Source organism: Virgibacillus sp. 7505 (assembly GCF_002272135.1).
Classification (GTDB): domain Bacteria; phylum Bacillota; class Bacilli; order Bacillales; family Amphibacillaceae; genus Terribacillus.
Genome location: NZ_NPBF01000014.1, coordinates 36,305 through 56,900, shown reverse-complemented (window position 1 = coordinate 56,900; position 20,596 = coordinate 36,305). Strand labels below are relative to the sequence as shown.

26 protein-coding genes are annotated in these 20,596 nt (G+C 39.7%); 3 read left to right on the top strand and 23 right to left on the bottom strand.

Features of this window, described 5'->3' with window-relative positions:
- Nucleotides 1-20: 20 nt before the first annotated feature.
- From CHH91_RS04750 to CHH91_RS21180, 10 genes are all read right to left on the bottom strand, one after another.
- A complete protein-coding gene (locus CHH91_RS04750) occupies nt 21-1,301 on the bottom strand; it encodes a Gfo/Idh/MocA family protein (protein WP_095222333.1) in 1,281 nt (426 codons plus the stop codon).
- A 25-nt stretch (nt 1,302-1,326) separates the two neighbouring features.
- Nucleotides 1,327-1,965: a YesL family protein gene (locus CHH91_RS04745; protein ID WP_095222332.1), complete on the bottom strand. Its 639-nt coding sequence runs from the start codon at nt 1,963-1,965 to the stop codon at nt 1,327-1,329.
- Nucleotides 1,966-1,980: 15 nt separating this feature from the next.
- A complete protein-coding gene (locus tag CHH91_RS04740; RefSeq protein WP_095220281.1) occupies nt 1,981-2,820 on the bottom strand; it encodes a carbohydrate ABC transporter permease in 840 nt (279 codons plus the stop codon).
- Between the two features lies 1 nt (nt 2,821).
- Nucleotides 2,822-3,715: a carbohydrate ABC transporter permease gene (locus CHH91_RS04735; protein ID WP_095222331.1), complete on the bottom strand. Its 894-nt coding sequence runs from the start codon at nt 3,713-3,715 to the stop codon at nt 2,822-2,824.
- Between the two features lie 77 nt (nt 3,716-3,792).
- Nucleotides 3,793-5,070, bottom strand: a complete 1,278-nt coding sequence (locus tag CHH91_RS04730) for an ABC transporter substrate-binding protein (protein ID WP_095222330.1) — start codon at nt 5,068-5,070, stop codon at nt 3,793-3,795.
- A 419-nt stretch (nt 5,071-5,489) separates the two neighbouring features.
- Nucleotides 5,490-5,729 (bottom strand): hypothetical protein, encoded by a 240-nt coding sequence (locus CHH91_RS04725; protein WP_095222329.1) that lies wholly within the window; start codon nt 5,727-5,729, stop codon nt 5,490-5,492.
- Between the two features lie 612 nt (nt 5,730-6,341).
- The gene (locus CHH91_RS04720; RefSeq protein ID WP_095222328.1) at nt 6,342-6,821 is read right to left on the bottom strand and encodes a hypothetical protein; all 480 of its coding nucleotides are present in this window, start codon (nt 6,819-6,821) and stop codon (nt 6,342-6,344) included.
- Nucleotides 6,822-6,841: 20 nt separating this feature from the next.
- Nucleotides 6,842-8,044: a cysteine peptidase family C39 domain-containing protein gene (locus CHH91_RS04715; protein WP_095222327.1), complete on the bottom strand. Its 1,203-nt coding sequence runs from the start codon at nt 8,042-8,044 to the stop codon at nt 6,842-6,844.
- A gap of 371 nt (nt 8,045-8,415) precedes the next feature.
- Entirely contained in the window at nt 8,416-8,622 is a 207-nt protein-coding gene (locus tag CHH91_RS04710; protein WP_095222326.1) for a hypothetical protein, read from the bottom strand.
- 180 nt (nt 8,623-8,802) lie between these two features.
- Nucleotides 8,803-8,931 carry a hypothetical protein gene (locus CHH91_RS21180; protein WP_286160694.1) on the bottom strand — a complete coding sequence of 43 codons (129 nt, stop codon included), beginning with the start codon at nt 8,929-8,931 and terminating at the stop codon, nt 8,803-8,805.
- 986 nt (nt 8,932-9,917) lie between these two features.
- Between CHH91_RS21180 and CHH91_RS04705 the strand changes: the two genes are divergently transcribed.
- The 3 genes from CHH91_RS04705 (at nt 9,918) to CHH91_RS04700 (ending at nt 10,640) form a co-directional block, all read left to right on the top strand.
- Nucleotides 9,918-10,175 (top strand): MerR family transcriptional regulator, encoded by a 258-nt coding sequence (locus tag CHH91_RS04705; RefSeq protein WP_095222325.1) that lies wholly within the window; start codon nt 9,918-9,920, stop codon nt 10,173-10,175.
- A 1-nt stretch (nt 10,176) separates the two neighbouring features.
- Nucleotides 10,177-10,326: a hypothetical protein gene (locus CHH91_RS20480; protein WP_176465666.1), complete on the top strand. Its 150-nt coding sequence runs from the start codon at nt 10,177-10,179 to the stop codon at nt 10,324-10,326.
- A gap of 107 nt (nt 10,327-10,433) precedes the next feature.
- Nucleotides 10,434-10,640 (top strand): hypothetical protein, encoded by a 207-nt coding sequence (locus CHH91_RS04700; protein ID WP_095222324.1) that lies wholly within the window; start codon nt 10,434-10,436, stop codon nt 10,638-10,640.
- 51 nt (nt 10,641-10,691) lie between these two features.
- On the opposite strand, the gene CHH91_RS04695 is transcribed toward CHH91_RS04700, so the two are convergent.
- The 13 genes from CHH91_RS04695 to CHH91_RS04640 form a co-directional block, all read right to left on the bottom strand.
- Nucleotides 10,692-10,997 carry an STAS-like domain-containing protein gene (locus tag CHH91_RS04695; RefSeq protein ID WP_095222323.1) on the bottom strand — a complete coding sequence of 102 codons (306 nt, stop codon included), beginning with the start codon at nt 10,995-10,997 and terminating at the stop codon, nt 10,692-10,694.
- Nucleotides 10,985-11,884 (bottom strand): ATP-binding protein, encoded by a 900-nt coding sequence (locus CHH91_RS04690; protein WP_095222322.1) that lies wholly within the window; start codon nt 11,882-11,884, stop codon nt 10,985-10,987. Before CHH91_RS04690 ends, CHH91_RS04695 begins: the two co-directional genes overlap by 13 nt.
- 128 nt (nt 11,885-12,012) lie before the next feature.
- Nucleotides 12,013-12,933 carry a peptidoglycan-binding protein gene (locus CHH91_RS04685; protein ID WP_176465675.1) on the bottom strand — a complete coding sequence of 307 codons (921 nt, stop codon included), beginning with the start codon at nt 12,931-12,933 and terminating at the stop codon, nt 12,013-12,015.
- Nucleotides 12,933-13,196 (bottom strand): phage holin, encoded by a 264-nt coding sequence (locus tag CHH91_RS04680; protein ID WP_095222321.1) that lies wholly within the window; start codon nt 13,194-13,196, stop codon nt 12,933-12,935. Before CHH91_RS04680 ends, CHH91_RS04685 begins: the two co-directional genes overlap by 1 nt.
- Before the next feature lie 57 nt (nt 13,197-13,253).
- The gene (locus CHH91_RS04675; RefSeq protein WP_141234123.1) at nt 13,254-13,568 is read right to left on the bottom strand and encodes a hypothetical protein; all 315 of its coding nucleotides are present in this window, start codon (nt 13,566-13,568) and stop codon (nt 13,254-13,256) included.
- Between the two features lie 57 nt (nt 13,569-13,625).
- Nucleotides 13,626-14,168, bottom strand: a complete 543-nt coding sequence (locus CHH91_RS04670; protein ID WP_095222319.1) for a hypothetical protein — start codon at nt 14,166-14,168, stop codon at nt 13,626-13,628.
- Between the two features lie 187 nt (nt 14,169-14,355).
- A complete protein-coding gene (locus tag CHH91_RS20475; protein WP_176465674.1) occupies nt 14,356-14,496 on the bottom strand; it encodes a hypothetical protein in 141 nt (46 codons plus the stop codon).
- Between the two features lie 57 nt (nt 14,497-14,553).
- The gene (locus CHH91_RS04665; RefSeq protein WP_095222318.1) at nt 14,554-14,991 is read right to left on the bottom strand and encodes a hypothetical protein; all 438 of its coding nucleotides are present in this window, start codon (nt 14,989-14,991) and stop codon (nt 14,554-14,556) included.
- A gap of 12 nt (nt 14,992-15,003) precedes the next feature.
- Nucleotides 15,004-15,498, bottom strand: coding sequence for an XkdX family protein (locus CHH91_RS04660; protein ID WP_095222317.1), 495 nt, complete (start codon nt 15,496-15,498; stop codon nt 15,004-15,006).
- Between the two features lie 39 nt (nt 15,499-15,537).
- Nucleotides 15,538-15,906 (bottom strand): hypothetical protein, encoded by a 369-nt coding sequence (locus CHH91_RS04655; RefSeq protein WP_095222316.1) that lies wholly within the window; start codon nt 15,904-15,906, stop codon nt 15,538-15,540.
- A 12-nt stretch (nt 15,907-15,918) separates the two neighbouring features.
- A complete protein-coding gene (locus CHH91_RS04650; RefSeq protein WP_095222315.1) occupies nt 15,919-17,994 on the bottom strand; it encodes a pyocin knob domain-containing protein in 2,076 nt (691 codons plus the stop codon).
- A complete protein-coding gene (locus CHH91_RS04645) occupies nt 17,995-18,225 on the bottom strand; it encodes a hypothetical protein (protein WP_095222314.1) in 231 nt (76 codons plus the stop codon). It lies immediately after the preceding gene.
- Entirely contained in the window at nt 18,225-20,591 is a 2,367-nt protein-coding gene (locus CHH91_RS04640) for a phage tail protein (protein ID WP_095222313.1), read from the bottom strand. Before CHH91_RS04640 ends, CHH91_RS04645 begins: the two co-directional genes overlap by 1 nt.
- Nucleotides 20,592-20,596 lie beyond the last annotated feature (5 nt).

Sequence of the window (20,596 nt, the reverse complement as noted above, 5' to 3'; positions counted from 1 at the left end):
TCCATTCAAGCAAACCGTTTTTATAGATCCATCAATTCTTTTATGTTCACTGCATTTCCTGATTTCAAGGAATGATTACCTGCAATGCCGGTCATAATGGACATTGCTCCGTCTATGTGGGAAGCTGCACGTTTGTATGGGTCTGGGTTTGGATTACCGAATAAATCTTCCAGCAGCAGCGTATCTCCTCCGCCGTGTCCTCCGATTCCATTATCCACCTGTACCTCATATGGAATATCGAACATAGGACTGACGACGATTGATAATTGCTCCAGCTGACCTTCCTCAGCTTTGCTTCCTCCCGAATTTACATAGGACTTCTCTATAATGCGCGCATCGATTCTCCCTTTTGTTCCATTAAAGGAGACGATAAAACCTTCCCAAGGCAAGTAGGCATTCAAACTGTATGTCAGGATTGCTTTACTTTTATAGTTCACCAGCACACCTAAAGTATCCTCGATACTTATTCCATCACCAAAAACACTTTGATCCCTTTGATAACCATCTTCTTTCTCCGCATCAAGGTACATCGCTTTCAGATGGTCATTGTTTTCCAAGTCAAGAGCGAATGGATCGTTTTTTGCTTGTTCACTTTGATAAGCTCGCTGATAGAACTTTGTTTCTCCTCTTTGTTCGGCATTTTCCCTTCCGTAGAAAAGCAGATCGCCAGAAGCGTACACACGCTCAGGCGTTGTATCCAGCCAGAAGTTCACCAAGTCAAAGTGGTGAGTAGACTTATGAACGAGCAGGCCGCCGCTATTTCGTTTGTCGCGATGCCATCGACGGAAATAATCGGCACCATGTGTCGTATCCAGCGCCCATTCAAAATGCACCGAATTCACTTCTCCGATGACACCAGAGCTGATCAATTCCTTTATTTTTGTATTATGCGGGGCATATCGGTAGTTGAATGTCACCCGGACTTCTCTTCCTGTCCTTTCAATAGCATCCAAAATCTCCTGACACTTATTTTCATCCGTCGTCATTGGTTTTTCTGTAATAACATCACAACCAAGCTCCAATGCCCTGATGATATACGTGTGATGCGTTCGATCGATAGTCGTGACAATGACGATATCTGGCTTTACCTGCTGTATCATCTTTTCAAAGTCCGCTGCAGGATATGCTGGTATTGCAGCATGCTGATACCTTTCCTGCAGCAGCTTGTTTGCGTAAGCCATCCTTGTTTCGTTTATGTCACAAAAAGCAGCTAGTGCACATGTTTCTTTAAAATCCCTCGCCATAGCTCCATAATAAAATTCCGCTCGGCCGCCTGTTCCCACGAGCACATACCTTTTCATAGCATAACCTCCCATTGTTGTGATCTCAGTTCGCTGGTACGGAGTTGATGTCCCTGGCCAGGAGTTTGGATGATTTCCTTTCGGTTCTTTCAAATGCTTTTGCAGCTGGCATCATCACGATCAATGCAAGAATACTGAAGCTGAAAAATAACGCCAAACCCTGGAAATACCATAAAATCGAACCTACTCCAATTGTACCGATAAGCATGACAAACGTTTGACTCGGGTTCAGCATCATGATGAAGAAAGAACGCTTCACGATTTGAAAAGGCTTCATATCGTAATGTACGAGCATCGGGAACGCATACAAACTCGCTGAAAAAGCAATGGACGTAATAATAAGGTACGGAATCGTGAAGTACAAAGCGGCATTTGCAGCAGATGTTAAGAAGAGGAAGTCCAGATAGAGGATATATCCCAGCAGCACGTAGATATATCCCAATTTATTGCTGTTCATGAACTCCTTTTTATACGTCTGTAAAAAGGTTTGGAATATAGGAAAGTCCGTTTTTCCTTGCAGCCATTGGTTTATCACATGCAGCAGGGCAGTGGTAGCTGGGAAAACCCCGAAGACCACAAGCCCCGGCAGTAAGAAAACGAGCCATAGAATATTTACATATGCCATTCTTGTGATCCATTCCAGACCTTTATTTATAGCAGCCATAAAAGCATCTCCTCTCTATCCCTTTAGACCTGTCGTACTGATCCCTTCCACGACATAGCGCTGGAAGATGAAGAATATGACAAACACTGGTACGAGTGTGACAATCGACATCGCGAACATCGCTCCCCAGTTGGATACCGTTTCATTACTCAAGAACATGTTCAGCGCCATCGAGACGGTATATTTCTCCGGACTGTTTAAATAAAGCACCGGTCCAAGTAAGTTATCCCACGTCCAATAGAAAGTGAAAATTGCCGTTGTTGCCAAAGCAGGAACGATAAGCGGCAGGATCACCTTGTAGAAGATTTGGAATGTATTAGCCCCATCGATTGTCGCTGCCTCATCCAGTTCCCTCGGGATGGTTCGGATGAACTGGACAAGCAGGAATATGAAGAATGGGTGTCCAAAAAATGCTGGGACAACTAATGGTTTCAATGAATTCAGCCAGCCAAGCTCAGAGAAAATGATGTACTGCGGAATCATGACGACTTCATACGGCAGCATCAATGTAACGAGCATGATCATGAACCAAAAACCTCGTCCGACGAACTTAAGTCTGGCAAAACCAAATGCAATTAGTGAACAAGAAATCAAATGACCTAGCAGCATCCATATAACAAAAACAAGCGTATTTTTTATAAACGTACCAAAACCGTATCCGCCAAATCCCTCCCACCCTTGCGCGTAATTCAGTAACGTAAAGGGATTAGGTATAAGCGAACCTGCGGTAATAAAAATATCGCCGCTCTCTTTGAAAGAGCTGACAAACAGCCAAATGACCGGATATAGCAACAGGATAGCAAAGCCTCCGACAAGAATATGGTAGAGAAAATATCGAGGTCGTTTTTTCGTCATTCTACTTCCCCTCCGACTCGTAATGCACCCAATACTTGGACGTCAAGAAGATGATTCCTGTCAAAACGGCTACAATAATAAGCATGACCCAAGCCATGGCCGACGCATAGCCCATATTGAAGTACTCAAATCCTTGCTTGAACAAATACAGGGAATAAAGAAGCGTTCCGTCCAATGGCCCACCTGTCCCTTTGGAGATAATAAAGGCCGGTACAAAGGTCATAAAAGCAGAGATTGTCTGCATGATGATGTTGAACAGCAAAACAGGGCTAAGCATAGGCAAAGTGATGCGGAAGAATTTCTGGAAGAAGTTTGCCCCATCCACACTGGCTGCTTCATAAAAGCTTGCCGGAATGGATTTCAAACCAGCCAGGAAGATCAGCATCGATGACCCAAACTGCCAGATGGAAAGAAAAATCAGCATCCACAATGCCGCTGTTGGTTCACCAAACCAACGAATCGAATCAATCCCCATTGTCTTAAGAGCGATATTTACGATTCCATCATCACCAAAGATATTCCGCCACATGATTGCGACTGCAACACTTCCGCCGATAAGGGAAGGCAAATAATAGAGCGTCCGGTACCAGCCGACAGCTCGTGATCCGACATTCAGCAGCATGGCCACCAGTAAGGCAAAAGCAAGCCGCAATGGGACGCCAGCGAATACGTAGATGATGGTGACTTTCAATGAATTGATATAGCGGGGGTCTTCCGTGAACATTTTTATATAGTTCTCAAAGCCGATCCATTTTGGGGCATCAAATAAACCGTACTCTGTAAATGAAAAATATAAGGAAGCTAGCATGGGTACGATCGTAAAGGCTAAAAAGCCGATGATGAACGGTCCAATGAAAAGATATCCCCACAAATTGCTTCTTAGACGTGAGCTCAATGACTTTACTCCTCTCCTTTTTTGCAGGTGTAATCAAAACGACAGCTGCTCAGCTGCCGTTTTGACTATCTTTTCTCCTATTGTCCAAGCATGCCTTCTGCTTGCGTTCTGAAGCTTTCAGCAGCTTCTTCAGGAGCAAGCTGACCATAACTGATTTGTTCTGCTAACGTTTCCAGTAATTCAATGACCTCTCCGGCACCAGCTGGATCTGGAGATCCCATTGGAGAACTGTTTGTTTCAGCCCATTCCACATATTCAAAGACTTGCTTCTGCGCTTCGGAAACTTCATCCTTCAACGCGTCTTTTACTTCTGAAGATCCTGGTACACCACGGTCGCCGAGAATCAATTTATTCGCTTCTACATCGTTCATAAAGAAATCCAAGAAGTCAGCAGCAGCTTCTTTCTGCTCGGAGTTTTGTGAAATAGAGAAGAACATACCTGGCTTCAAATAAAGTCCATCAGAGGTTCCAGGTCCTGGCATTGGCGCAATCTCCAGCGGCTTTTCTGCCACCTGCTTCAATCCTACAAACTGATTGGACCATTGGAAAATACCGATTGCTTCTCCTTTTACAACTGGATCATCTTCAATCCCAGTAATCTGTGCAAGCGTATCAGGCGTCGGTGTAGCTCCTTTTTCCACTTGCTCTGCAATCATGCTCCAGTAATCCACGAATAATTTATCGTCCTCATAGCCTAAGCCGCTGCCATCCTCTGCATACAGACGAGCGCCTTGGCTGCGAAGGTAATAATCGAAGAATACATCAGGCCTTAGATGTGTATCGAAATATACTCCTTGTGCAACAGCCTTGTCAGACATGCTCTTATAATCATCCCATGTCCAATCTTCCGGAATTTCGCTTCCAAGACCCAGTTCTTCCAATAGCTCAGGATTGTAATGGAATCCAACCGCGTTTACTCCAGTGTTCATTCCATAGATACCGTCATCTATTTTTCCGCCATTCACGTAATCCTCTGTCATATTACTCGTGTCGATTTGTTCACCTAAAAACGGAGTCAAATCGGCTAATTTATTACCTTGCGCATATTGTGCAAGGTAGGAAACGTCCATTTGAACGATATCCGGCAATTCATTTGCTGCCGCTTGAGGAGAAAGCTTCTGCCAATAGTCATCCCAGCTCGCATACTCCGCATCGATTTGAACATCAGGATTTTGTTCCTCATACATCTCAATAACCTTCGTCGTATAATCATTTCGCGGCTGATCTCCCCACCACGCAATCCGCAGCTTCACCTTCCCGTCATCCGAACCAGAGCTGCTTCCTTCATTGCTGCAAGCAGCAAGTAATAAAACCAAAATCATTCCAAAAACCAACAGAAGCGATTTTCTTTTCATATTCAATCCCCCCAGGTCTGATGTAAGCGATTACATTTATGATTTTACCAAAAGGATGGAAATTAGGGGTATATAGAAAACAGGGGTAAATGTTTAAAAATAAGAGGTCTTAACAGTCCAATGATACTGTAATTACACTTGTGGGAAACTCGACTTAGCAGGTTTAACCTATAACCAAGCACTATGCCCTTTACTAAATGTGAAACCACTATTAGAAATCGACAAAAAAGGAATCACAATGAACGTCCTACTTCCTACGTTTTCAAAGTGATTCCTTACTTTTCGATTGTGACTCTTGCCATTAGATGAAGCTGCCTATTCCGACTGTACCTTCTTGCGTACTATAGTGAAACATACCTATCAGGAAGTTATTGTCGTTCCGAGACAGCCGCAGTTTAATATTGTTAAGACGGCCGCTCCTATTTACTCTCGAATTGACCTGAAAATTGCTTGACAACCGCTTGCACTTCCCCTAATTTTTCTGCTTGTATTAAACTGATCATTTTAGGGACGAACGCTTGAATATCTTCTTGAGAAAAAGTACCTTCATCTTGTTTTCTGAAGTTTTCGGTAAGTATCTCTCTCGCTTCGTCCTCCTTGCCTGCTTGAACTCTTTCTAAGATCCAATTCAAAAACTTTTCTTGTCCTTGTTTGTCCATCTTGTATTACCTCCTCAAAAACATCAAATAGCAAGTATTTACGTTTGCGCTCCTCATTATAATTTCCAAAAGTACATGCACCCAATCAATTGGTTAACCTCGATAAAGGTATTCCTTTGGTAACCTTGTGTAAATCAAATGATCTGCCATGTATTTAATTTTACTCAAAATGAGAATTCACTAAATTACTTCGAAAAACGATATGTACTAAACTGGTCCCTCCAGAGTTGGGTCGGTGCTGGCTGGAGTCAAGCTGAGATATGGTGCCCCTTCAACATACAAAAAAGGAACTCCTTCAAACGCTATTATATCAACGCTTTAAAGAAATTCCTCTTTTAAACTAAATTAATTTAACCTATTAGCGTCCCAAGAGGGATTCGAACCCCCGACCCACAGCTTAGAAGGCTGTAGGTCTCTGTGGGAACGGGTAGGAATGTGATCGAATAATTAAGTATAAATCGCATAGGAATAGGGTTTGTGGCTAACTGTTCAGATGTTTTTGGGGCTGGAGCAACCAATTCTAGCCCCAAATCAGCCCCATTTATCTTTTTAGTGCTAATCCTTTAAAATAATTAAGCGGACTACATATTTAAATGTAGTCCGCAGATCTATTTAAGCCTTCTTTATTAATCTGATTAATGATGAAATTATTATCGGAAGAACTAATACGGTAAAGAAAGAATAAACATTAAAATACATATCATTTGTGTAGGTATTTACCCAACCCATGTCGATAATGAATGAACTGAGTTCTTTTGGTCCGCCACCAAGATAATCGATTTTTTCATAAAAATGGTTCACAAATCCCTCATATAACAATACTTGAATTGTAATAAATATGAGTAGAGAAACTATAGACCATACTCTACTCAATCTTCGCAAAAGCTTTATACATAGCAGAGAACCAAATATCAAAATTGAGATAGCTGATGCAATTGCAAATGGATAACCAGCTAAAGCTAGATTACCATTTCCTGATCGGTTTCCATTCTCAGGGATGTCAAAATTCAATAAGTTTATGATTAAAAATGAAATCATACAGACCAATATTGAAAGAACGAGAACTAAAGTATTTTTTCTGTTTTTTGTCAAATGTTTCACCGCTCTTTTTATTATTTAAGATAAGCGAATCCCATATCATCGTCATTTGCTGTCCAATCAAACCAATGAGTTCCATTATTATTCTCGCCGCCATCAGGATTCTTATAGCCTACATGAAGATCTCCTATAAAACTTCCGTCCCTATCATAGCCAATGCCTGCTACAAAGTGGTATTTAAATTCAGTTCCGGAGGATACAAACAAATCAAATTTGAAACCTGCTGGGTCAGCACTATTAATTGCACCAATATACTGAGTCTGAGCTGTTGTTCCTACAGCATCCGGTACGTATTTACTTGACCAAGCAGATCCGCTACTTGTATGCAACACATGATTGTACATCCCAGCAGCATACCCTCGCAAAGTAGTTCCTCCGGCAAGTGTTCCCATGTCTATCCGCAAATGATTAGATAAGGCGGCCCAACTACCGTAATATGCATTATCTCTCACGTTGTAACCTAAATGATCATGGTAATAATCAATTATCATTGCACCAGTTGCAGGGCCACAATTAGAATTCTGACCTTTCATTCCACCTCTTCGTTGCCAAATACGATCAACATTTAGAACCTTATACCTTGTATCCCCCGCACCCATAGTAGAGAATCCACCACTGTTATCTTCACTCCATCCAGGACTAACTTCAGAAGATAAATCTACAGTTTTAAATTCTTGGTTAATTGCTTCATTATATTCTTTTTCGGCTTCAGCAATGTCAGCTTTTGAAGTTGAAAAAGCACTAACTTGGGATTCAGTTTCTAATGGTGGAACAAATTCACTTTTAAGTTCTTCGAATTTTTGCTCTGCAGCTTCCGCACTTTTAGCAAATACAAAACTATTAACGCCTAAGTAATAAGCTTTATCTCCTTCTTGCATATTAGAGAATTCGAACTCTAATGTGCCGTCTACACCGTACTGAGGAAGAGGGTCTAACCTTTTATCAGCAGCTACAATAAAGTAACCATCTGTACTTCCTGTTTGAATCTCATAATAATAGGCTATTACATTTTCATTTTCACCGTACAAACTATGTACTAAATTAACTTGACCGCCCTTTAAGGCATTAAGGTATGGTTTCGCTTCTATGGTTTGATTTATTTTATCAATTGCTTCTTCTTCTGTTACAGAATAAGATTCAGCCTCACTTACTAGAGGAGTTAACAAGAATATTAGTAATCCTAGCACAAAAACGAATAATTTTGAATATAAATTCAATTCGATACCCCCATACAGCTCTTATGACATAGAACTTTATATTTAGTTTTTTATGAAGAAAAAGTAAACCCTCCTACCCATTTATTTGCCATAATTTTATAATATCGTAAAAAAGATATATTTTGTGGTAAAAAAAGTAAAATAATGTTGGGAAACTCACTTATGATAACTATATTTTTTTAACTGTTTAAAGCCTAAGATGGGAAATTTACGCTAGATAATCTAACAATGAATTAATTTTTTTAGATAGCATAGATTGGAAATGTTTGTTCCGGAGGAGTATGGGGTGGTGTATATTCCATATAATAAAGTGGTTGATACAGAATGTATGTAAAAAGAAAAAGACCAATTAATTATTGGTCTGCAAGTGCCTAGGGATGTACCTCAAGGTTTCTTTTCTTTTCATATTCGATTGCATCTTCATGCAAATAAAGAGGCAGAGACCCGTCATGAACATGCATGACTGGGTCCGGGAAATCATTATGCCGTTTCTCCCAATTGTTCACAACCTGCCTTGTTACGCCCCAACGGCGAGCAAGATCAGCCTTCGAGTATAGTCTTGGTAGCTCTCTTTTCATCCTTATGCACCTTTTCTATTCTTAATGGATATAATAAGCGCAGAAACAGACGTCACTAAGCTAATCGCAGTTAAAACAATTGTTATAGTTAACATGTGTTATCCTCCTATACTGATTTTTTATTTTATCCGGAAGCTGTTATAATAATGATGAGAAGGGGAGTTGCACCTCCCCTCCCTCTCATTTCTTGCCTTTAGCTTTTTTCTTCTTGGCTTTAGGCTTTTTCTGAATTACTGCGGTAGCCAAGTTTAGGACTGCTATGCTTAGATTGGCTATCGCAGTTATCATTATTATCGTTTCCGGTTTCACATTACCTCCTCCTTTCTATGTATTAATTATAACATCTTTTGTTTACATTGTAAACAGATTAATGTTGATTTAACTAGATTTCTTTATTAAAAATAAAAGAAGCTATTCCTTATCTGGGTAGCTTCTTTTATTTATGCATTTCATTATTTACATACATGGAATTAAAGATTAATCCTTTCAGCAAGAATAGTCACTGTTGCGCTATGGGCTATACTTACTGCTGTTTAGGTCTAAAAGAAAATCTGGAGGAACGCAAAACTACTTAAGTAGAGTTAGTGAAGAAGTACCGACCATATGATGATAAGAAATAAGTCCCTCGCTCTAATACAAGGACTATTTTTTTACATAAATTAATCACACTTTTATGGTTTTTTGCTCGATTATAGTAGTAAAAGGAGATAATGTGATTAGACACAGCTTATATTCTGAATATGTATTGGCTAGACTGCAGATCAACATTGATGTATTGATGCGTTTGAGGAAATATCTAAAAAATATACAACAGCATTATTTGGCAAATGAAAAGAACCCTTTTCCTATTATGGAAAGGGGTTCTTCATGCAAAAAAAAGATGAAAAATATACCATAAAGCTATATACATATGATTATAGTTTTGGTATAATTAATTTATAGAAAGGAGGTGAACAAGATGTTGGATATAATAAATAAAGTCCTTCAAACAGTGTTCTTTATCACTTCGATTGCTTGGGTTGGCAAACAGTGGAAAGACACTTATAAGAAGGACAAGGATAATGAATAAGGGACAGGGGCGAAAGCCCCACCCTTACCATTACAAATTATTATATATCCAACACACTAGTTATGCAAAAAAACAACATTTTCTTTTTAATATTACTCACAGCTGCAGCGTTCATTGCTTACAACATTTATGGTGGAGTATGGCTGAATATCCTAAGTGCTGGTTTAGCCATTGCCACTCTGATTGTAGCATTCTCAGACCTGTTCAAAAGAAAGGGTAAGTAACTATGTACACATTTGATAACAAGGAACAATTAATTGAGTTCATCCAGAAAAACGTGTTGACATCCTCGGAAACCGTAGAGTTTCTGGGGATTACACGTGGCAGACTTAGCCAGTTGATTAAAAATGAAAAGATTGTACCAATTAAACGTTCAGGGAAAGATAGTTTGTTTTTTAGCGAAGATCTGGAAGAACGAAAAACTGTACAAGAGGAATTAACGAAGAAGTATCGCCCATATGACGAAAAAGATGGAGGAAAGTAACGTGAGCTTTAAATCGTTTCTTTACACTGTATTGAAGTTATCTAATGATGTGAAGGCATTGAATAAAGGGCCTGAAGCAACAGGCAAGCGGATTGGTCGTCGTATCTATGGTAAGGCTACTGGAAAGCTCGCTAGAAAGCTGTTCAAATAACAACATTACCTCTTTTCCCTCCCCCTTGTTGGAGGGTTATTTTTTTACCGATCAATCACACCTTTTTATATTTGAGTGCGATTATATAGGTAAAAGGAGGAGATAATATGGCAAGACCTATCAGAATTGAATTGTATGGTGAATTTGTAAAAGCGAGAATGGATGTTGAAGTGGACACCTTAAAGAGTTTTGTTTTTAGCGAAGACGACAATGATGATGTAAAACTACCAAAGCTTACACCAGAGCATCCATCCTTTAGCAAGTCACGCAAGATGAAATTGATTCTTTTGAGTATATCTACAAAAAGGATATGAAAGCTGTCCATAGGAAATAAAAAAACCCCTCCCGTTAAGGAGGGGTTGGTCTTAATTATGAACCAAGTTTTTTCTTTCCTTTACCTCAAAGAAAAATCTTCTTTTTATCATATCGTTAATTACACTGTTCGTATCAACGAACTTTAAATTTCTTTTAATTTGATCAAAGCTATATTCTTCCAACAGTTCGATTAATGCTGAATTCACGAAAGATGATGTTACCGTATCAACTTTGTCAAAAGAAAGTTCCACATTTTCCCCTCTTCTAAGTTGCTCTGAAAGTTTGTTAAGAATTACAGTACCATCCTCATTGGAGTAACAGCGTTCTACATGATCTAAAATTTTTAGAAATCCCATTCGAACTCCTCCTCTTCTACTTCTTCGCGAACAAACTTGTTTGTGTCCAGTGTTATTTCCATGAATGTACCTGGATACTTATTCGCACTTAGTACAGAGTTTACCTCTAATTCACCAGAAGTATTCCTCGATATATTTAATATACCATAAAATGATCTAATTTCTATCCTGCCACCGTTATTTAATACAACGTTATGTACCAATGTACGAAGCCCTGCGCCCCTGTTTCGCGGAGTTGACTTTGAAGAGACACCTTCAACGATTGCATGGACTAATGCTTCAGAATCGTTTAGTGAAGGATGTACCCTCCTGATTGTTTCGGGAATTCCAACACCGAAATCTGAAACAGAAATGACAATCTCATCCGGTACCCTGTTGGGGTACCGCTGTGCAAATATACAGCCGCATTTCTCATTCGCATGGTCACGAATATTATTAAATATTTCACCAAAGCTTGTTTTCATATCAACTATAGATTTAACATTAACAGATAACATATCCGATAGGTAAGGCAAAAGTGTATTATCCAAATAAGAAAAGCTTTCATCATAATTAATAACATTCAATGGAGAAGTAGTCGGTCTTATGGCAGCATTCTTGCTAAATGTTTCATTTAGATAATGTTTGAAAAACATAGAGTCGTCTAAAAACCTTAAAGCTTGACTCATTTCTTTTGGACCTGTAAGAGTAACTTTAACACCCCTTATCATTAGCCACTCAAAGAGATTACTCAATATTGTTACTCCAGCAGGCTCTATAAAGGATAATCTGTTAAAGTCAAAACTAATATCTTTGGATTTTGGCATCATATCACTATCAATCACTTTGTTAATTAGAATATGCATAGTAGTTTTTTTGAATTTTTCAGGTATGTATACTTTTAACACGTTTTACACTCCTTAATTAAACTATGAATATATTACCATATAAAATACATTATAGGGATACTTCTATGTATATTGTAGGAGTGAACTTGTAATAAAAAAGCCCCTCCTTAATTGGAGGGGCTTTTGTTTTACTTAAAGAACTTCTCGTATGTGTTAGATCCTGCCGCACCGTCGGAAGCAATTTCTTTGCTCTTCTGGAAGGATTTAAGTGCTGCTTCTGTTCCGGTACCAAAGATACCATCTACAGCTAACTTGTATCCATGGACGTTCAACAGACTTTGTATAAGCCTTGTCCAGCCTGGAGTATGCTTTTTACGACTCTGAATGGATCCAGCAGCCTTACTCTTAGGACCGAAGATACCATCGATCGTTACCTTTCCATAATACTGATAAATCCTCAACAAAGCATTCATCGTTTTCGGACCTTTATAACCATCCACAGTAAGCTTGGTAAACTTAGCTTTTGTAGGATAGTCCCGGCTGTTGGCGTACTTTTGTGCCTCCTTAATGTAGGAAGAACCTCCTGATGAAGATGCTGCTGGCTTGCTGCTAGTCTTACTGGGTACAGCTGTCTTTGTACCAGTACGATCAGTTAGGCTCGGCTTCTTGCCTGCACGTAGTTGCGCAGTTGATAAACCACCTGACATTTCGAGGTGAGGATAATCTTTGAAGCTAGTCCAATCGCCACCCCAAGAAAAACCTAGACTTTTCGCAATTGCGGCCACACGGTTCCAATCAGAATTGACACTCCATATTGCTTTTGTACCGTCTTCAGACGTTAAGAAATAATCTACAGCAAGACCGAAATTGTGGTTTGAATATCCGCCGCGGGCATTAGTGACTTTACTACCTGGTTTTGTACGCCCTTGAGCATACAGGGCATCTTGTTGCGCGTATGTCCGCATACCATGTGAAATCTGAGCATTGATTCCTTCCTTGTATGCCCTCCGGATAACTTCCAGTGCACTCTTCTTTACGATTGCATTCATGCCGCTACCCATGTTCTTCTCAGAACGCTGCAGCAACGTATCTAGTGATACTCTTCCCATTAAATATCACTCCTTGGTTTTTTATAGGTTTTGGCTCGTTCACTGTCCGACACGCCTTTAGTCGTCGGATCTGCAACTATACCTAGCAATGCTAAGACAACGAATACAGCATTAATAAATTTGGTCGCTTCTGCTTCGATAACATCAGCAGCCAGTTCCACACCAATCCAATTCAAAACAATCTGAGCAACAAGCAACAATGCTGGTACTATTGCAAGATAAAACGCTGGATTCTTAAGACGTACTTTCCAATTAATTCCCAAAACAAATCTCTCCCTTTTTGTACATAATAAAAGCCCACCGGCTAGACCCGATAGGCACTACTTTGCAATATGCTCCAGTATCATCTGGACTATAGAATAAAAGGCTCCGACGCTCCCACCGATACCTAAGATCAATTTCCACCAGTTCTGTTTGTCTAATAGTTTCAGTTCATGTTTACGATCTTGTGAGCGGGTGTTTATTTCAATCACTTTTTCCAACAGTAAGTTGTTTTGATCACGTAAAATCTTGTTGTCCTGTTCTGTTTTTGTGTTACCCTTTTCAACCGCACCAGACAGGTCGTCAACTTTTGTCATTAATACTTCTTGGTTTTGCTCAAGCTTCGATATACGATTCTCGTGATCCTGCCACATAATTTCCTCCTCCATCTCTTTTCTCGACCCCCTTTCAAATAAAAAAGCACCCTATGATTAAGGCGCTTCTAGTGTGTTTGTATGTTTTTCTTCAGAACTTAGATCTATAGATTCTTCTATTAATATTAAAGCATTTTTTCTGTTTCTAAATCTTGCGATAAAGTAAATGGTTACTACCGCCCAAAATAAAATCATAGTAAAAAAAGCTATTGAAATATTACTCATAACTAAGTCGAATAGGGACGAATAATCATACATCGACATAAATTCTTCCTTGGTTATCTCGTCTTTATAAAGGTCAACAGCTTTTCCTGCATAGTTTGTGTTGGAATTTATCATAGTAATTATAATTGTACTCATTACAGTAAGAAAGCTTAACATTATTGTAATTGGCAAATAGAATAATGCGTTACTTTCCTTGATAACATCTAGAGATCCATTTAATCTACGCTTCATCATTTTTAATTCTTCTTGAGTATGGTCTCTTTTTATATTCTCGATAATATAAATTTCATCTTCTATTGTTTGGCCGTGTAATTTGCCATATTTTTTGTAAAGATAGGACACCACTACTTTTGAATTCTTGAAATTCCTACTCACTTTTTTATCACCTCGATATAAATATCGGCGATGTAAAACAAATGTTAAGACTAGAAATTTACATTTCTACTTGTAATTACCGATATGCTACGTCACATCTATCCTTTCATATTATCTACTTCCCCTCAGTTCATAATCTTTCCATTTTCAAAAGAAAAAGCACCCCATTTGGGATGCTTTTTATAATTTAATCTTTTTGTTTTTGTTCTTGTTCTTGTTCTTTTTTCTTTTCGGCTTCCTCTTTTAAAATCTTGTCATTCTCTTCTCGCTTTTTAATAATTTCTTGCGTCTGTTTTGGAAGATGTCTTGTACCATAATTAAAGCCCACTTACTCACCTCCTTATTCGGTCTGTAGTAGCTGATAAGAACATTCCCACCTGGTGATTTAATTTATAAGTAAAATTTTCATAGCTTCGTAATATACGTCATCAAGATCGTTATAATCATATGTGACATCGAAACTCTCCATGGATGTGAGATGGTATCTATCAATTTTTGAAGTCACTTCAACCATCCCCAAAACCAGAACAGCATTTTCTTTTTCTGACTTCGTGAAAGTCAATTTATTTCCGGATATATCTAACTTTATAGCGCAATTAGGAAATTCCCAGTAAAGATCTTTTGAGGAATAAAAGCTGGATTCTCCATCACCGTAGTTTTGAAAAGCTCCATCTATATCCCTCTTAAAATCTTCGGCAATAAGATTAAGTTCACTCTTGTTGAAATAAGTCTCGTTTAAAGCTCTAACGTAATTTTTCATCCACATAACTAACATTCCTCCCTTTCCGACTATATTCGACAGAATGGGAGTATATTCCTGCAATAAAAAACCACCTTATCCGTTCTGGGTGGTGGATGTTTCTTCTTCATTTGTAGATTGTGGTTCTTCGGCTGCTTCTTCCTCAACCGGTTCTGGATTATACGGATTATCGTTTACTTCTTCTGCAGGATCGCGTTCGGGTTCTTCTGGAATTGGTTCATTGTCAATCGGAGTTTCTGTTTCTTCTGGTGTCTCTACCCCTTCTGGCGCATCATCAGGACTTGGTTGGACAAGTGGACCTTCCCAATCTGTTACAGGTGGTGCTGGCTGTGGCAACGGACGTGGCTCTATTGGCGCTGGTCCTTCGTAATCTTTCCCTGTGATGTACTTGTACTCTTCTGCCGTCAAGAAAGTATAATACACTCCATCAACCACATTCTGATCAGTTAAAAATGAGACTTCATAAAATAAACGCAAATCCTCAATGGAAGGAACTTTGTCATCCTTGTACCACCAGATAAAAGCATCTACATCGTTAATGTGAAATTCCCATTCCTCATACTTTGCCATTTCTATTCCCCTCCTTAAATTCTTCGTTCAATCAGATCCCTATTGGGTTTTTGTGGCTTCCGCCTGAGCAAGTAATACCTTACTAAGAGTTGCTTGCATTGTAGCGAATTTCTTTGTTAGATCAATATTTTGCTTTACTAGAGCAAGATATTGTTCTTTGGTTACACCTTCGAAAGCTGGTGCAGACGGTGCAGGCTCTACTGCAACCCCACCCTCTTCCCAATTCTGCAAATCTGGATTCCATCGCGCATGAATGTAAAATTCATTTTCACCTTTTTTAGGCTCAACCCATGTAGCATTTTCAGGAAGAATAAACTTTCCTTTCGCATCAGCTGATACTTGAACATAATCATATGTGTGAAGCAACGTGTCTGGATCAATGAAGTAAGCTGTTTTTATATCTGCCATCTTATTTCCTCCTTATGCAGTGATTGGGAAGCTGATACCATCCAGGCTCCACCAAGCAGCATCAAAACTGTTATCAGACGTATATTCCATAGTGACATCACCATTTGTCGCAATTGACCATCTAGCAAAACGCGCGACATAGTTTGCACCTATGGAAATGTTGGATTGATCTGCATATAGTTTCGACGGACGGCAATGCCCAGGAAGTGTGAGCGCGATAAATTGTCTCCCTGTTATTCCTTTTAATGCTCCGCGAAGATAAACCATATCGCCCAATCGTAATACCTGTGGCGGGTTTGCTGTGTCATAGGCTGAAGAACCACCGCGTGGCGTGAGATTTTCCCATAGGGCATCCACTACCGAACCGGCTGTTTGCAACCAATCTCCCCAAACACCATTATTTTTAATACGCATCCATTGCACGCGCTTATTCACAAGGCGCGCGGTCTGTATTGCGTAGGCGTTATTGCTGTATGGTATATGTTCCACAATCCCGCCCCCAACTATCGAAGGGGCATTTGCTGTTGAAGAATTAAACGTATACCAACCGGAAAGAGTTAGCTCATTCAAATCTGTCACCGTAGTTGTGGCAGCAACCCCTAGACCTTGCGGAGATAAATCTTTTCCGATTGATTGCCACGCTGACCATGTGCCATTCTCGTTCGTTCTGAAGTAGTGAGCGCCATTTCTTCCGGCTATCTGATATGCATAAGCTGAACCATGCTGAACATGAATCCCGATATAAACACTTGAAGTCGGTCCGTTAGTCGAACCAGCATAGAATCCAGACTTCGTCAATGTGTTCCAATCGACACCAGAAGCAGCTGCAACTCCCAAACCGTAATTAGTAACTTCGTCTAGGCTTGCGATCTTGTACCACGGGAACCATTTACCACCACTTGCATTCAATGGATTACCTGATCTTACCCATATAATCTGTTCATTATATTTGAATATAACTTGTGTTACGGTATCGCCACCGCCACGAATCACCAACATTTGAGAATAGCCGACTGAAGCTGGCTGATTGACGAAGGAATCACCATTCAAACGGTAGAATCCCGAATCCGTTTTTGTATTTAAATCTGTTCCAGCTGAAAGAGTATTTGTAGGATTGGACCCTAGACCGTATGCCTTTACCTGATCATCAAGCATTTGTTGTATGGTTTTCACATAAGCAATTTCTTCCCAAGCGTTAAATGTTCCGACTGAATCACTGTAACGAATATACCGGCGTTTTGTTCCGAAATTCGTTGCTATTTGAAGGCATTCACTAGTACCTTGATTTAATATTTCAACAAAGTACCAACCTTTTGAAGGCGCATTTACCATATCCACGCCGCGATAATTTCCAGTCAACACAATTTTATTCAAGTCTTGATATGAAACTGACATAGCTTGTCCGTTATCTGATGTAACTTTATGCATTTGTGCCTTGTTTGTTGTCGCAATCTGATACCATTCGCCCCAGGTATTTTCAGTTTTAATCCTTCTATATTCTGCCCATTGTGAATGTGTGTATATTACCGTGAACCTTTGTTCAATTCTCACGTTAGAAAAACCGAAGTTTTGAACCAGGAAAACTTGTGCGCTACCTTGAGCTAGGTTTCCTAACGGCGTGTTTTTCATCGCCCCTTTTCCGGTATCGAAGGTGAAGAAAGTATTCAAGTCTTGGTAGTCGTTCAAATCGCCGGATGCCGGTGGCTTCCCTCTTTGCACTAGTTCTTTTTGCATTCTTTCCTGTGGTGATTCGTATTCCGTTCCGGTATAACCGCCAAATTTCAGCTGCAATGAAGCAGGGCCATCTGTCGCCTTTCCAACAATAGAGTTGAATTGAGACAGTATCCAGTTAGCAGTGGCTTCTGCTGATTCTGAAGTTTCGATCGCTGTACCTGAGTTATCCAACGCCTGGTTTGCTAGCTTGTTAGATTCGTCAGCAAGTTCCATAACCCTTTTGTGTAGCAAATCTAAACTAATCTTTCCATCCTGCCATAGTTTAATATAAGCATTTAGCAGCTCTCTGTAGTCCCGGTTAAACTCACTTGGTAAAGGCGTTCCTTGCAAGGCTTGTTGGGTGTAATCAGCCATCTATTCCACCTCTTTTTCTTCCGAATTTCCGTTTATTTGCTCACGAAGCTTTTTTAATTCCTCATCCTGTTCCTTGATATAATCCTTCAAATCACTAAGCTCTTGCTTTGCCTCTTCTGCTTCCTGTTTTGCCAAAACATAATCAGCACCAACAGATGCTAGCCGGCCGGCATAATCATTAATTTGCGCCCTTAGATTTTGAATGATTAAATCATGTCTGTTAGTTTCCATCATGAAGCCTCCCTTTTCCCTTCCAACGTAGCAATACGCTCGTTGAGCTCTTGATTTGATTTCCATAGCAATGTAGCCATAGCGTATATGTCAATCGATTCTCCATTGTTCATGTTGACGATTTCCAGAGGTGACTCCTGTACTATCAAGCCAATTCTCTTCATATCGACTTCATCAACATCGTCTAACATGTGATATTTCCTTACTGGTGTGGACCTTATCAGATCTGTGGCATCTATATGAGCGTCTTCGATATTCTTTTTAAAGAACTTACTGGAGGCTGAATTGAATTCACTAGCAGTTATAGGCTTATATCTGATATCTCCGTTGTTATACCCCCTCTTGTCAGTCACACGAAAGCTCCCATCGACCATGGCATAGGAGTTATCTGCGCTGGCTACCAATGAACCAACCATATCTCCGTAGAATTTTCCATGAGCTGTTATGTCTTTAGCGTGTAAATCACCTGTGAAAAAGTCACCGTTACCGTTCGTTATATAAACAACCGGGTCGGAAGGGTCTTTAGACATTCGAATAGCTGAGGCATATCCATTAGATTCAGAACCATACTGAATCACTCCATCCTGATCCCATTTGTCAGGGTTTTCTTTAACGTTAAAGGAGAACTCATTATCTCCAGTTCTGTTAGAGTCTTTAGGGCGCATGATTATTCGCCCGATTTGAGCCTTCATGATAACGTCACGATAAGAATCCGAAACAATGTCCCGTGATTCTGTTTTAAATCCAACCGTCCCTAAATTGGAGTACAATGTGAGACCGCGTCTATCACTTTCGAACATATAAGACCAGAATTCAATTACCCCTGAACCAAAACCGTCATCTTCGCTGGCACCGCCAATGAACGTCGCTAAACCATTATTAGTCAGGTATAGATTTCTCCTACCGCGTTCATCATTTAGCTTACTTAGCCTTAGATATCCACGGCCCATAGTAATCTCAGATTCAATCTTTTCTGTACTTCCAAACCATGTGCGGTCATAAGTGCCTTTGGTCTCGATAATTTCTCCGTAAATTGAGGCATATGTTTCTGAATTACCACCAAAGATGGTGATGTTGTTCGTAAGTATTGCTCCAGCTGTTAGTAAAGCGGTGTTTACTCCATCTGGTGTAATAGCTTGTTCATATGTGTTACCACCATCGCGCGTTATCCCCAAACCGGAGGAATTGAAGATTGTATAACGGTTCGCATTTTTTGGATCTCGTGCAATTATGCCTAGATTAGGAGGATACTCCAATTGAGTTAAACTGTTATTAAGAGCTTCTGCTGCACGTTTAGCAGCAGGTGGCAAGACCGAGTAAGGGATTTGCCCGCGCCCTTCCGCAATGTCTTTCAATTGTTTAACTGTGTTGTTTAATTGTGATCGGAATGCTTCTTTTATACTTTGATTGGATAAGGTGACAGTTACAGAAACTGGCTTTAATTGTTCGTTGTATTTAGTGTTTATATCAATAATCCTAGTCTCAATGTTAACTTTTACCACTTCGTCATAAACAAAGATCCGATCACCAATATAAGGTGCTTTTTTATACCCCTGTGCTCTTAAATCCACCATGTCCACAGTCATAGAGACTGATATTGACTCGTCAACTTGTTTTTTTACAGCTGCTAGAAGATTTTCTTTTATGGTGTATTTCTCGTCATCGACAGGCGGAATATGAATTTTACCGAATCCCGGAATATCTGCTAAAGGTGATTGATACTCAACTTCTAGTCTTTCTCCAGTCTCTTCATTGAGGATTTCTCCGAATCCCTTTCCGTAAGTACCGAAACCAGAACCATCTTCCTCAATAGAAATATCTTTTAAATTAAGCCTTCTTCTTATCTGGAAATCACTATCTGACCCTGTTTGAGCCCTAAAATAGCCGCGGTTACCACTCACTTCTATCTCAGCATCGTGAGCATCCAACGCTTTTGACAACAAATCAAGACTGCTGCTGTTGCCAAATCCATCGATACTTGCTGCATAAAAACCATCGATAACACTATAATTCAGCGAAGTTCCCTTAAATAAGAACTCCAGGCGTTTTTCAAAAGTCATAGAACCATCATGAGTTTCGTAAATCCAGTTATTTGCCAGAGAAACAAAAAAGTGATGAATAGCTTTTATGCTACGCATCACTTTATTTCCTCTTGGCTTCTTGCTGGCTAAGACAACCACATACTCTTTGTTGTCAAATATTACTCGCCAGTAATTGCTTATATCTTGAATCCACTTCTCATTAAGTGTGGTTTGAGCAAAGTTCAGTGTAATTTCTTCTTGTCCATTCAATGACTGAGTAATATCCACTGTACCTTGTGCAAAATATTCATTGCCATATAGGTCCCTTACTGTTATTCGTTTCATATAAT

What these genes read in the sequence shown, in the direction of transcription:
- CHH91_RS04700 (WP_095222324.1), top strand. Translation starts at nt 10,434, where the DNA reads ATGGCAAGACCTATCAGAATTGAATTGTATGGTGAATTTGTAAAAGCG.
- CHH91_RS04650 (WP_095222315.1), bottom strand. Translation starts at nt 17,994, where the DNA reads ATGGCTGATTACACCCAACAAGCCTTGCAAGGAACGCCTTTACCAAGT.
- CHH91_RS04640 (WP_095222313.1), bottom strand. Translation starts at nt 20,591, where the DNA reads ATGAAACGAATAACAGTAAGGGACCTATATGGCAATGAATATTTTGCA.
- CHH91_RS04655 (WP_095222316.1), bottom strand. Translation starts at nt 15,906, where the DNA reads ATGGCAGATATAAAAACAGCTTACTTCATTGATCCAGACACGTTGCTT.
- CHH91_RS04645 (WP_095222314.1), bottom strand. Translation starts at nt 18,225, where the DNA reads ATGGAAACTAACAGACATGATTTAATCATTCAAAATCTAAGGGCGCAA.
- CHH91_RS04660 (WP_095222317.1), bottom strand. Translation starts at nt 15,498, where the DNA reads ATGGCAAAGTATGAGGAATGGGAATTTCACATTAACGATGTAGATGCT.
- CHH91_RS04695 (WP_095222323.1), bottom strand. Translation starts at nt 10,997, where the DNA reads ATGGGATTTCTAAAAATTTTAGATCATGTAGAACGCTGTTACTCCAAT.
- CHH91_RS04730 (WP_095222330.1), bottom strand. Translation starts at nt 5,070, where the DNA reads ATGAAAAGAAAATCGCTTCTGTTGGTTTTTGGAATGATTTTGGTTTTA.
- CHH91_RS04710 (WP_095222326.1), bottom strand. Translation starts at nt 8,622, where the DNA reads ATGAAAAGAGAGCTACCAAGACTATACTCGAAGGCTGATCTTGCTCGC.
- CHH91_RS04740 (WP_095220281.1), bottom strand. Translation starts at nt 2,820, where the DNA reads ATGACGAAAAAACGACCTCGATATTTTCTCTACCATATTCTTGTCGGA.
- CHH91_RS04745 (WP_095222332.1), bottom strand. Translation starts at nt 1,965, where the DNA reads ATGGCTGCTATAAATAAAGGTCTGGAATGGATCACAAGAATGGCATAT.
- CHH91_RS04725 (WP_095222329.1), bottom strand. Translation starts at nt 5,729, where the DNA reads ATGGACAAACAAGGACAAGAAAAGTTTTTGAATTGGATCTTAGAAAGA.
- CHH91_RS04675 (WP_141234123.1), bottom strand. Translation starts at nt 13,568, where the DNA reads ATGTGGCAGGATCACGAGAATCGTATATCGAAGCTTGAGCAAAACCAA.
- CHH91_RS04750 (WP_095222333.1), bottom strand. Translation starts at nt 1,301, where the DNA reads ATGAAAAGGTATGTGCTCGTGGGAACAGGCGGCCGAGCGGAATTTTAT.
- CHH91_RS04705 (WP_095222325.1), top strand. Translation starts at nt 9,918, where the DNA reads ATGTACACATTTGATAACAAGGAACAATTAATTGAGTTCATCCAGAAA.
- CHH91_RS04685 (WP_176465675.1), bottom strand. Translation starts at nt 12,933, where the DNA reads ATGGGAAGAGTATCACTAGATACGTTGCTGCAGCGTTCTGAGAAGAAC.